The organism is Oceanobacter sp. 5_MG-2023, from assembly GCF_030548165.1.
GTDB lineage: Bacteria > Pseudomonadota > Gammaproteobacteria > Pseudomonadales > Oceanobacteraceae > Oceanobacter.
Map to the genome: position 1 here is coordinate 1 of NZ_JAUORS010000037.1, position 12,100 is coordinate 12,100.

A 12,100-nucleotide genomic window follows, 5' to 3' on the forward strand; every position below is an offset into this window, starting at 1 on the left:
TCGCTGCATTCGTCGCCTTGCCCTGAACAACGGCAACACTCGCGCAGAGCCGTGCAGGATTAAATGGATGTCCCCAACAGGTTAAATGTGCGGCTGATATCGGGGTGCAGCCGCAACGCCTGACGCAAACCAATCAGTTGCTGAATCGTGTCCGGCAACTGCGCCAGAGAGCCACGGTGATCCACTACCAGCAAGCTGAGCGATGGCAAGACCAACAGATCCACCCAATCATGAGAGTGGATAGCCGCAGCATCAAGCCAGTCCACAGACTGGCTGACGGCCACCGCAGATAATGACCCCGGAATGGCAGCAGGCACCGCCATTCTCCCTAAAACAAACTCTTCAGTTTGTCTTTGGCTTGCTCTTTCAGCTTGGAGGCTTCTTCATCGGCCTTGGCACTGGCCTCGTCTTTGGCTTCCTGCTTTTGCTGGGCGACATAGTCATCCAGTTCGGCACGGGCCATATCTTCCAGTTGCGCCAGCTTGTCCGTTACCTTGCCATCGGCATTATTCAGCGCCTGCAAGTCATCAGCATAAGGACCGGCGTATTCACTGATCTTGTCGTCCAGTTTGCTTTGCAGCGTGGCTTCCAGCTTGTCTTGTTGCTCGCGCAAACGCTGGTTAAAGGCGGCACTCAGCTGTTGATCGATATCCGAGCCAAATTCCAGCGATGGACTGATCAGATCACCATTGGCACGGGCGTCGATGGTGAATTGCTCAACACTGGCCAGTGCCAGGGCCAGTTCTTTGGCAAACAGGGTTTGGCCACTGCTGTTGAACGTCGCCTGTCCGAATTGTCCTTCCAGACGGGAAGACAACTGATCCCGTCCTTCACCACTGGTGATCTGCGCCATACCTTGCAACTGTCCCATGGCGGATTCCAGTTGCGCATCACCCAGCCCAAGATTAACGCTGTCCAGCTGCCAGTCGGTAACGGCCAATGTCAGGGTGTCGCGCCCGACATCCTGGCGGTGATCAATCACAATATTCAGTTGCAGCGCCTCAACCTTGTCAAGGCCAGCACCATCGATATCGATACGAGCAGGACGACCCAGTACCGCTTGCTGATGCGTCAGGTCGGTACCACTGATAGCCAGATCACCGGCATCGGTTTCAGCACTGATCGCAGTATGGCGAATCAGGAATTCAGGCCAGGGGTTACTGGTCGGGAAATGGATATAACGACCGTCAGGACGCTGATACTCCGGCTCTTCATCCGAGTTATCAGATGCCAGGTAGGGTTTGATTTTTTCATACCAATACAGTGCCTGGGTTGCCCATTCCCCCGTTTGGCTGCCAAATAACAAACCACTGAGATTGGCTGCCCCCTGGGCATTGAGCTGGTATTTGTCGCGAATACTGGCGAGGTCTTCACCGGGTGCCGCTTTCAGATCCTGCAAACGCTGGGTGACTTCGACTCGTGTTTCACCAATCAGGTCCTTGGCCGTATTCAGGGCTTTTTTATCAGCCTTGAACTGCTCCCGCAAAACCTCAAGCCGTTGCTTGCGTTGGTTGAAATCCTCCAGCGAGGTGATCTTTTCTGTTGTCAGGGCGGTTATTTCTGCCTGATATTGTTTCAGTGCAGCTTCGTCCGGCACATTATTCAACGCGCTGTCCAGCTGCTGCTGGCGACGGTCAAAGGTTTCGGTAAACGCCTTGCCTGCGGCTTCTGTCTGCAAGGACTCCCGGGCCAGAATTTCTTCTGCCGATGGCAACTGACTGATCAGCTCTTCTGCCATACCGGGTTCTTGCTTCGCACCGTCGCCACCACTGGCAGACGAAGCGGATTTCTCCAGTGCGCCGGAGGTAGTCCGGGCGGTATTAAAACGCAGTGTGTTAACGCTCAGTTCATCAATAATGCCTTTTCCCATCAATAAGGGGCCAAGGTCTACGGTAGCCACGGCTGACTCGAATTCCAGCAGGTTTTCCATCGGCTTGTCGGCATTGGCGACCGTTAGATGACGTAATTCGAAACCAAGCGGCGACAGGCTCAGTGACACATCATCGACGTTTACCTTGGCTCCGGCGGCACTGCTGCCGACTCCTTCGATGGCCATTTTGACCAATGGCCCAGCCGCTAATAAAAAGAACGCTGCCAATAGCGCAACAACGGCAGCGAAACCCAGCAAGCCAGACCAGCGAATCCATTTCAACATATCGGTTACTCCGCCACTGCCTGGTAGATGGAATAAAACTTCGACGCTTTCAGCGCCTGTACGATTTTGAGCTTGCTCACCCAGGTCATCACCCGGCTACGGTATTGCTTGATCAATACCTGCATCACCACAAACAACGGAGCCATACTGACCACCGCAATAACAAAACCACCCAGCGTCAAGGTGTGGTTAAAGCCCATCAGCCGCCAGAAATCACTCTGATACAGCGCAGTCCAAAAGTCGATCAGCGCCGGATTCGCCAACAGGCTTTCACCCAGACGCACGGATAACGGATCAACCAGCATGGCCGCAAGTGAAAACAACGCCAGACCAAACAGGAAACCTGCAATATTGGTACGGATCAGCAAGACCAACAGCAAGACCAGCAAGTTGTGTAGTCCCCAGAATGGCGTCAGTGCCACCACCAGCGACAAGCAGACGGCCAGGGAGATTTGCCAGGGCGAGGTTTCAGAGTTCAGAGCTTTCAGCAGGTTGGCCAACATACTCAACATAAGCAGTTCCTTGCGGCGGGTGCAGAGAAAAAGAAGAAGCGCGTAGTGTTGCGCCAATATAAAACCGGGCGGAGGATAAATCCACCGCCCGGCTCCAGATGCCTGTTAATCAGGCAAATCATACGGGAGTGACAAGCAGCTGCACTTGTCATTCACCGACGATGTTTCAGACCCAAGAATCAAGTCGTTTTCTTGTTACCACCCATCCATTGCGCCATCTTCATCACCAGCACATAAAACAGCGGTACAAAGAAAATAGCCAGGAAGGTCGCACTGAGCATGCCACCAATCACGCCGGTACCGATTGCCTGACGGCTCGCTGCGCCCGCTCCGGTACTGAGTGCCAGAGGTAACACCCCCAGAATAAAGGCCATGGAGGTCATGATGATTGGCCGTAAACGCAAGCGTGCCGCTTCCGTTGCCGCCGCAACCAGAGGTTTGCCTTCTTCATGCAGTGCTTTGGCAAACTCTACAATCAGGATGGCATTCTTGGCTGACAAACCAATGGTTGTTAACAGGCCCACCTGGAAATACACGTCGTTGGCCAAGTCTCGGCCGTACGTCGCCAGCAAGGCACCCAGAATCCCTAATGGAACAATCAGGATAACCGCAAACGGCACCGTCCAGCTTTCGTACAATGCTGCCAGACACAAGAAGACAACCAACAGCGACAGCGCATAGAGCATCGGCGCCTGGGAACCAGCCATCCGCTCTTGATACGACATCCCCGTCCATTCAATACCAACACCAGGTGGTAATTTGGCCACAATCTCCTCGATCGCTACCATTGCATCCCCGGTACTCATACCCGGTGCAGCCTCCCCTTGAATATTAACCGCAGGAACACCGTTGTAACGTTCCAGTCGTGGCGAGTTGTAGCCCCAGTAGGACGTGGCAAAGGAACTGAAGGGTACCATTTCACCAGTGTTATTACGGACGTACCACTTGCCAATATCTTCCGGCAGCATTCGGGCTGGAGCATCCGCCTGGATGTAGACCTTTTTCACCCGGCCACGGTCCATGAAATCATTGATGTAAGCCGAACCCCAGGCCGTACTGAGCGTGCTGTTTACATCACTGACACTGAGCCCCAGGGTTTTGACTTTTTCATAATCAATGTCGACGTGGAAAACAGGCACATCTTCCATGCCATTCGGGCGTACCCGCACCAGACGAGGGTCCTGTGCGGCCATTCCCAGCAGCATGTTGCGAGCCTGTACCAGTTTGTCATGACCAATATTGGCCCGGTCTTGCAACATCGCGTTAAAGCCGGTTGCGGTACCCAGTGCAATAATAGGCGGCAGATTCAGAGGATAAATAATCGCGTCTTTTACCTGACTTAATGCCCCCCATGCCCGGCCAATCACAGCACCAACCGATTGATCAGGCGACAGCCGCTCTCCCCATGGTTTCAGTTTGACAAACGCCAGACCCTGGTTCTGGCCACGACCGGTAAAGCTGAAGCCGGAGACGGTAAAAACAGAATCTACCGCCGGTTCGTTCATATAGTGCTCGTTGAGCTTGTCCATGACTTCGTGGTTACGTTCCATGGTCGCACCGGCTGGCAACATCACCAGGTTCAGCAGGACACCCTGATCTTCATCGGGCAAGAATGACACAGGCAAACGCACATAGACCACGGCCATAACAACCAGCAAACAGCCATAAATCAGCACCATACGAATCGGTGCTCTCAAGGTACGCGAGACACCGCCTTCGTATTTATCGGTCGCCTTGCCGAACAAGCGATTGAACAAGCCAAAGAAGCCTGATTGGCCATGCCCTTCCTTGTGTGGACGCAGCATGGTCGAACACAATGCCGGAGTCAGGGACAACGCCACCAGTACCGACAGTCCCATCGCCGAAACAATGGTTAACGAGAACTGGCGATAAATAGCCCCGGTTGAACCGGACATAAAGGCCATGGGTACAAAGACCGCCGACAACACCAGAGCAATACCGATCAGAGCGTTGGTAATCTGGCGCATCGAGCGTTTGGTGGCTTCTTTGGGAGACAAGCCTTCTTCTTCCATCACCCGCTCAACATTTTCCACCACCACAATGGCGTCATCCACCAACAAGCCAATGGCCAGCACCAGACCAAACATGGTGAGTGTGTTAATGCTGTAGCCAGCCAGCGCCATGATGCCAAAGGTTCCCAGCATCACCACAGGTACCGCAATGGTCGGAATCAGAGTGGCCCGGAATTTACCCAGGAACAGGAACATCACCAGGAATACCAGTACCACGGCTTCTATCAGGGTATGTACCACTTCTTCAATGGATATTTTTACGAACGGTGTGGTATCGAAGGGATAAACAATTTCCAGCCCCGGTGGGAAAAACGGCTGCAGCTCTGCCAAACGCTCACGTACAGCCGCTGCCGTATCCAGTGCATTGGCACCACTGGCCAACTGAATCCCCAGGCCGGTGGCCGGTTTGCCATTATAACGACTGTCGACCGCATAGCTTTCGGCCCCCAGTTCCACTCTGGCAACGTCTTTGACCCGCACCTGAGAACCGTCCCGATTCACCTTGATCAGAATGTTTTCAAACTCTTCCACGCTTTCCATGCGCGTCTGGGCAATGATGGAAGCATTCATCTGCTGGTTCTCAATCGCCGGCAAGCCACCCAGTTCACCCGCGGGAAACTGGCTGTTCTGTTCGGATACAGCCTGACGCACTTCCAATGGCGTCAGACCATAAGCGGTGAGTTTTTCCGGCTGCAACCAGATCCGCATGGAATACTGGGCACCAAAAACCGTGATGCTACCCACACCCTGAACCCGGGACAGCGGATCTTTCAACTGTGCGATACCGTAGTCAGCCAGATCGTTCCGGCTCATGCTGCCATCACCAGAGACCAGGCCAACCACCATCAGGAAGCCGGTGCGTCCCTTGCTCACGGCCACACCTTGACGCTGCACTTCTTCTGGCAACAAAGGCTCGGCCTGTGACAATTTGTTCTGCACCTGAACCTGGGCAATATCCGGGTCCATACCTGCGGCAAAGGTCAGTGTAATGGTCGCCCGACCAGAACTGCTGCTGTTGGATGACATATACAGCAAGCCATCCAGACCAGTCATATTCTGCTCAATTACCTGGGTCACACTGTCTTCCAGCGTCTGCGCGGAAGCACCTGGATAGGTTGCCTCAATGCTGACTGCCGGTGGCGCGATGGTCGGATATTGCTGAATCGGCAGGTTCATAACGGCCAGGCCGCCCGCCACCATAATCATGATGGCAACTACCCAGGCAAAAATAGGCCTGTCGATAAAAAATTGGGCCATAATCCGCTACTCCTTACTGCTCTGCCGGGGCATTAATGAGATTAGGAGCAACGGTTGCACCTGCTTTGATCTTCTGAAGCCCTGCGACCACGACTTGCTCATCGGCCTGCAAGCCGGACTGAATCAGCCACTGATCCCCCACTGCACGGGTCACGACAACCGCTCGTGGCTGAACCACATTATCGGCACCCACCACCATAACGGTTGTGGTGCTGTCGGGGTTGCGGGATACCGCTTGCTGTGGCACCAGAAGAGCATTCTCAACCTGGTCATAGGCGATATTGGCACGCACAAACATACCCGGTAATAACAACCCGTCGGTATTCTCGAACAGGGTCCGGATATTCACTGTACCGGTTCCCTGATCCACGCCGACATCGGTAAACTGGATCTTGCCGGTCTCGGCAAACGTCGTCCCATCTTGCAACGACAAGGATACGTCCTGTGAAACATCAGCCGACTTGATACCCATCACTTTGGTCGCCGGACTCTGCACATCCACATAAATCGGTGAAATCTGGCGAATCACGGTCAAAGCACTGTCTTGAGCATCAGAAACCAATGCTCCTTCGGTAATGCTTGAACGTGAAATCACACCGGAAATCGGTGCAGTGATCTTGGTGTAGCCCAAATTGATTTCGGCACTGCGAACAGCGGCTTCCGCCAGTTTGATTTGTGCTTCAGACTGTTTCCAAAGCGCTTCGGAATCATCCACATCCTGACGACTGATGGCAGATGTACGAGACAACTCCTTGTAACGTTCTGCTTTTAGTCGCGCACTGTAGGCATTGGCTTCTGCTACTGCCAGCTGTGCTCGGGCACTGGCCAGTTCAGCTTCGTAAAGTGTAGGGTCAATCTGGTAGAGCTTGTCACCTGCCTTGACCGTGGCACCTTCATTAAAAAAGCGTTTGAGAATAATACCGCTGACCTGCGGGCGGATCTCAGCCACCCGATAGGCCGTAACACGCCCAGCCAAGGTATCGGTCAATTCAAAGGATTGTGGTGCCAATTGCACAACATCCACGCCAGTAGGTGGCATTTGTGGTGCCGCCGCAGATGCCTGCTGCTCTTCCTGACAGGCACTGAGGGTTAAAACCAATGCGGCCAAAAGTGGGAGTTTGAGGTAACCCGAACCTGCCTGATGTCTTCCCATACTGTCCTCTTATATCAACTGAAACGATGCTATCTGCGGCGGTTACGAATCTGCCTGGTTCTTCAACCTGCCAGATTACCTTCCCGACACGAGCCAGCACGGCTATGTGTTCCGAATTGCGGCATTGTGGTGTAGTCCCGGTGAAATGACTAGGGCAGCAGACGGAATGAATTGTTGGCATGAGAGCAATAGTTATTCTTAGTTGTGATTACTCTGACAGCCCCTGCTTTTTTACAAACACCACAGGAGACAACGCCCATGGCAATCAGCCTAGCCGCAGTATTCCTTGATCTTGTTACGATAGTTGTTTTTCTTGTCACGCTTTTTGAGCGCATCATCAATATTATCGCTCAGGGTTTTACTGGCCTTGCGGTATAAATCGCGGTATTTGGCACAACGCTGTTGCTGCAACTCCCGGCTTTTCTGCTCTGCGGCCACACTGCTTGCCCGTGCGGTTTTGGACACAGCACCGCTGTCAGACGCATAAGAAGAAGGTGACCAGCCCTGCCTGTGCGCTGGCGGACTGGTATATTCCGATATTGGCTGCAGTTCAACGGTATTGGCCTCCACCGCATCATCGACCGGCAGCGCATCGGAAAAATGCACACGCCCGTTATCATCGCGCCACTGATAAATCTCCGCCTCGACATTACCACCCCAAGTCAGAATCAGCAGCAACATCAGCCCCAACAATGCGTGATAACAGGTTTTCTGATTGCTGTCCTTGCTGGCCGCACACGTCGCCAGGCATTTGTTTTCAGAGGATATGTGCTCGTTCACTGGAGCCATCCTGGCCCTCCTTGCCATTCCTGGCAGTGATACTTCCTTGTTTATAACCCCGGCTCAGCACGCTGTGGATATATGACTTACCAACAACTGTACACTTTGCCGACCACGAAATTCATTAACATCCAGCTGATAAACCAGCTCGACCCGATCAACCGGAGACGGCCATTGCTTGGGGTCGACATTAAAACAAATGGCATCCAACAGTACATCGCTGGCTTCTGGCTGTACCAGCATCTTCAAATGCTTTTCCCCCACCAGACGCTGTTGCTGCAAATGAAAAACACCAGTAAAAACCGGTGCAGGAAAGCCTTGCCCCCAAGGGCCAGCCCAGCGCAGCTGTTCCGCCAGAGTCAGTGTCAACTCGGAAGGTTGCAGCTGACCATCCACATCGGTGCGCTCTGCCAAGTCATCGGCACTTAACAACTGCTGGCATATCTCTGCAAATGCCTGAACAAAGGCGTCAAAACCACCCGCGACCACGGTCAAACCCGCCGCCATCGCGTGTCCTCCAAACTTGGTCATCAGGTGAGGATGACGCTTGTGTAACAAATCCAGCGCATCACGCATATGCAGCCCGGCGATCGAACGGGCTGATCCTTTTAGCTCCCCGGTATCCGCCAGAGCAAACGCAATCACGGGACGATGGATTTTTTCCTTGACCCGAGAAGCCAGAATGCCGATCACGCCCTGATGCCAGTCACGATGAAACAAACACACCCCGGCAGGCAAGGTCTGGCCATGTCCGGGCCGGGCGCTACCGACTGGTTTCATATCCAGTGCTGCCAGAAAACGTTCAGCATCGGCAGTCATCGCCGCCTCTATCTGACGCCGGTCGCGATTCAGTTCATCCAGCTGCGCGGCCATCTGTAACGCCAATGACGGTTCATCACACAGCAGGCATTCAATGCCCAATGCCATATCATCCAACCTGCCGGCAGCATTCAACCGTGGCCCAACAGCAAAGCCAAAATCCGCCGACACCACCCGCGCCCGATTTTTACCCGCGACCTGTAGCAGGGCTGAAATCCCGGCGATGGTGCGGCCGGCACGAATACGCCGCAACCCCTGCTCCACCAGAATCCGGTTATTAAGATCCAGTGGCACTACATCGGCCACTGTCGCCAGTGCCACCAGGTCAATCAGCTGTACCAGGTTTGGCGGCTCCATGGCTTTTGAAGCAAAATAGCCATTCTCGATCAAGCGGGCCTTGAGTGCCAGCATCAGATAAAAAACCACGGTACAACCACAGGCCGCCTTGCTGGGAAAGTCACAGCCCGGCTGGTTCGGATTCACAATCGCGGCGGCATTCGGCAGTTGGTCAGCGGGCAAGTGGTGATCGGTCACCAGTACTGGAATACCGTATTGCGTTGCCGCCCTGACGCCCGCCATCGCCGCAATGCCGTTATCAACCGTCATAATCAAGTCAGGCCGCCGAGACACCGCCACTTCTACCAACTCGGGGGTCAGGCCATAACCAAAATCGAAACGATTAGGCACCAGATAATCAATACAGCTGGCACCCATCATCCGCAAAGCCCGGATCGCCAGCGCCGTACTGGTGGCGCCATCAACATCAAAGTCACCCACAATCAGCAAGCGCCGCTGTTGCTGGATCACCGGCAGCAGCAAGTCCACCGCTGCCGCGATACCTTTCATCGAGTGATAAGGCAATAATTGCTGCAACGACAACTGTGTTTGCTCAGCAGTAGTAACACCACGAGCTGCGTATACACGCTGCAACACTGGTGGAATCTGCTCTGCGGATTCGAATTGCCATGAGGCGGGCAACTGCCGTTGTACTATGTGAACCATCGGTTGCTCACTGTGCTTTGCGCAAAGCCATGAGTTTAGCACGACCATTACTCGACCTACTCTTTTTGCCGGACTCGGACAAAACGGGCGAATCTCGGCAAACCATGGACGGTATAGCCACTAAAAGCATAAGTGACCCATGTGCCAACCGCCGGGGGATTTTGACGTAACGCATCGGTCAGACCAGAGCCCAGGCGAATTTCCCGGCCGTCATCAATTACCACTCGCAGGGCACCGGTCATTCCCTGATATTTACCGTTACCAGGGACATACCCCACCACCCGGCCTTCGGCATCCTGCCAGAGTTTGTACTTGAGCAAATCATCGCTACGGTGCGCCTGATAAAGCGACTGGCGGCGTTTCAGCATCAAGCCTTCACCACCCGCCGCTACCACCTGTTTGAGCCTGGCCTGCAATGCGGCCCGGTCGTTCACCGTCTCTTGCACAACCGTTTCCAGATAAGGCGATTGCTGCCTGGCAACCAGCGCCTGCAACAGACGATAGCGCTCTTCAAACGTGGCTGGACTGGCGGGTAAATCCAGCGCCATAAAACGCATCGCTCGCCAGGCATCTCCCTGATCACGGGTAGATCGTACCAGTTGACTGACCTGTTCAAACGCCCCCCGACCCGCCCACAATTCACCATCCAGAGGCTGTGATGGTAATTCACTCAGGAACCAGTCTGGAGCATGGATCATCAGGCCGCTGCGACTGAGCAACTGCTCACCATCCCAGTAAGCGCGTACGCCATCGAGTTTTTCACTGACCAGATACGCCGCCGGGCTGAGTGTCTCTTGCCAGGTTTTGGCCAACATCAAAGGGGGAGCGCGATCACCAAATGCCTTTAACGGGAAGGCACTCAGAACAAGCGCCAGAATCAATCCAACCAGCCAGATCATATCCATATCAGCCTCCTTGAGGTATTCCGTCTCCTCTCCAGCAGGCTATTATTTAGCCTCAGCTCGATCAGGATGAACAGTAGCAATTATTCCAACAAGGTCACTTTTTATACACATGATTGTCCGCGGAATGACTTGACAGCAACGGCAGAGGTTTTCCATTCTTATCCAACTTTTTATTGGCGGGAGTTTTTATGGCGTTTTATCTGCTCGGACTGGGTAGCAACCTGGATCCGGACACACATCTGCCACTGGCACGTCAGGCGCTGAGCCAGCACTTTGAACTACTGGCCACCTCTCCAGCGCTGGAAACCGCACCCGTTGGCGATACTTTCCACTACACGTTCAAAAACCAGCTGGCGGTTATCCGCACCAGCCTGACTGCCATTCAGGTCAAAGACATTCTGCTGAATATCGAACGTACGTTAGGCCGAGAAGCCAAGTCACCAGCTCGTAAACTCAAGGATCGCACCATCGACCTGGACATTCTGGCCGAAGCTGATGCCGCCCCTCAGTGCCTCAGCCAAGCATTGGATGACAGTTATTACCGACTGGTACAAAAAACCTGGCAACCATTATTATCCGCAGATAACCCGTCTCAATCGTTGGTGAAAGTCTGATCGTACCGATTGGCCACAAAACGACCGCCATCAACCCGCATCACCGAGCCGGTCACCGCCTCATTATCCAGTAAATAATCACACGCCTTGGCGATAGCCCCGTAACCCAGCTCATGGGGGATCAAGGATTGGGATAATACCCGCTGACGATATGCGGCATCGTGATCAGGCAAAAAACGGATCGGCCCCGGCTGAATGACATTGACCCGCACCTGTCCCGCCAGTCGCTGCGCCATACTAAGCGCCCAGTTTTGTAACCCGGCTTTACTGGCACAATAAGCACTGAAACGCTGGTTCGGAATATCGGCATAAATATCAGCCAGCACCACCATAGCCGCCCCGGTATTCCAGCGCTGCTCCAGAGCCTGGGTAATCAAGGCAGGAGCCATCACATGGACATTCAAATGGTCTGTCAGATGCGCCGCCTGCTCAGCCAGAGAAATACCACTCGCAGCATCCGGCACAAAACAGGAGGCATTATGAATCACCGCATCAAATGGTGGCTGCTGTTGTAACTGCTGACACATAGCCAGTGTCTCTGAGGTATTGGCCAGATTGGCTTGTAACAGTGACAACCCGCTATGCTCTGGCAACTCGCTGACGGTATTGTAGTGGGCAACGACTTGCCAGCCCTGCTGTAAAAAATGCAGCGCCAGCGTTTTACCCAATCGCCGTCCCGCCCCGGTAATCAGCATTCGTTTCGACATAATATTCCCCCATTAGACACTGGCATCAGCTTAGCGAGGTTGCTATCAAATACAACGTGCTGCCCGTTCGTGCCCAACCGTCGGTATCTCACAGGCATAAAAAAACCCCGCCCTGCATAACAGGACGGGGTATTTCGTTTAAGAGCTTGACGATGACCTACTC

The 12,100-nt window shown here is 53.8% G+C and carries 10 protein-coding genes; 1 reads left to right on the forward strand and 9 read right to left on the reverse strand.

All coding sequences use genetic code 11. The annotated features are described in order from the left end of the window. Positions 1 to 59 precede the first annotated feature (59 nt). The 8 genes from Q4551_RS15705 to Q4551_RS15740 form a co-directional block, all read right to left on the reverse strand. The gene (locus Q4551_RS15705) at positions 60 to 317 is read right to left on the reverse strand and encodes a hypothetical protein (RefSeq protein WP_303434837.1); all 258 of its coding nucleotides are present in this window, start codon (positions 315 to 317) and stop codon (positions 60 to 62) included. Positions 318 to 328: 11 nt separating this feature from the next. Further along, positions 329 to 2,155, reverse strand: coding sequence for a TIGR03545 family protein (locus Q4551_RS15710; RefSeq protein ID WP_303434838.1), 1,827 nt, complete (start codon positions 2,153 to 2,155; stop codon positions 329 to 331). A gap of 5 nt (positions 2,156 to 2,160) precedes the next feature. Continuing rightward, on the reverse strand, positions 2,161 to 2,667 hold the full coding sequence (locus tag Q4551_RS15715; RefSeq protein ID WP_303434839.1) for a TIGR03546 family protein: 507 nt from the start codon (positions 2,665 to 2,667) through the stop codon (positions 2,161 to 2,163). 179 nt (positions 2,668 to 2,846) lie between these two features. Continuing rightward, complete coding sequence (locus Q4551_RS15720; protein WP_303434841.1) at positions 2,847 to 5,957, reverse strand: efflux RND transporter permease subunit; 3,111 nt, start codon at positions 5,955 to 5,957, stop codon at positions 2,847 to 2,849. A 13-nt stretch (positions 5,958 to 5,970) separates the two neighbouring features. Further along, a complete protein-coding gene (locus Q4551_RS15725; protein ID WP_303434843.1) occupies positions 5,971 to 7,110 on the reverse strand; it encodes an efflux RND transporter periplasmic adaptor subunit in 1,140 nt (379 codons plus the stop codon). 270 nt (positions 7,111 to 7,380) lie between these two features. Next, positions 7,381 to 7,899: a DUF4124 domain-containing protein gene (locus Q4551_RS15730; RefSeq protein ID WP_303434844.1), complete on the reverse strand. Its 519-nt coding sequence runs from the start codon at positions 7,897 to 7,899 to the stop codon at positions 7,381 to 7,383. Positions 7,900 to 7,953: 54 nt separating this feature from the next. Next, complete coding sequence (gene recJ / locus Q4551_RS15735) at positions 7,954 to 9,711, reverse strand: single-stranded-DNA-specific exonuclease RecJ (protein WP_303434846.1); 1,758 nt, start codon at positions 9,709 to 9,711, stop codon at positions 7,954 to 7,956. A gap of 56 nt (positions 9,712 to 9,767) precedes the next feature. Further along, a complete protein-coding gene (locus tag Q4551_RS15740; protein WP_303434848.1) occupies positions 9,768 to 10,616 on the reverse strand; it encodes a DNA ligase in 849 nt (282 codons plus the stop codon). A 188-nt stretch (positions 10,617 to 10,804) separates the two neighbouring features. Between Q4551_RS15740 and folK the strand changes: the two genes are divergently transcribed. Beyond that, complete coding sequence (gene folK, locus Q4551_RS15745) at positions 10,805 to 11,230, forward strand: 2-amino-4-hydroxy-6-hydroxymethyldihydropteridine diphosphokinase (protein WP_303434849.1); 426 nt, start codon at positions 10,805 to 10,807, stop codon at positions 11,228 to 11,230. On the opposite strand, the gene Q4551_RS15750 is transcribed toward folK, so the two are convergent. Next, complete coding sequence (locus tag Q4551_RS15750; RefSeq protein ID WP_303434850.1) at positions 11,209 to 11,937, reverse strand: SDR family oxidoreductase; 729 nt, start codon at positions 11,935 to 11,937, stop codon at positions 11,209 to 11,211. The genes folK and Q4551_RS15750 overlap by 22 nt on opposite strands. Positions 11,938 to 12,100 lie beyond the last annotated feature (163 nt).

Coding starts and splice junctions, on each gene's coding strand:
- Q4551_RS15710 (WP_303434838.1), bottom strand. CDS start 2,155: ATGTTGAAATGGATTCGCTGGTCTGGCTTGCTGGGTTTCGCTGCCGTT.
- Q4551_RS15715 (WP_303434839.1), bottom strand. CDS start 2,667: ATGTTGAGTATGTTGGCCAACCTGCTGAAAGCTCTGAACTCTGAAACC.
- Q4551_RS15720 (WP_303434841.1), bottom strand. CDS start 5,957: ATGGCCCAATTTTTTATCGACAGGCCTATTTTTGCCTGGGTAGTTGCC.
- Q4551_RS15725 (WP_303434843.1), bottom strand. CDS start 7,110: ATGGGAAGACATCAGGCAGGTTCGGGTTACCTCAAACTCCCACTTTTG.
- Q4551_RS15730 (WP_303434844.1), bottom strand. CDS start 7,899: ATGGCTCCAGTGAACGAGCACATATCCTCTGAAAACAAATGCCTGGCG.
- recJ (WP_303434846.1), bottom strand. CDS start 9,711: ATGGTTCACATAGTACAACGGCAGTTGCCCGCCTCATGGCAATTCGAA.
- Q4551_RS15740 (WP_303434848.1), bottom strand. CDS start 10,616: ATGGATATGATCTGGCTGGTTGGATTGATTCTGGCGCTTGTTCTGAGT.
- folK (WP_303434849.1), top strand. CDS start 10,805: ATGGCGTTTTATCTGCTCGGACTGGGTAGCAACCTGGATCCGGACACA.
- Q4551_RS15750 (WP_303434850.1), bottom strand. CDS start 11,937: ATGTCGAAACGAATGCTGATTACCGGGGCGGGACGGCGATTGGGTAAA.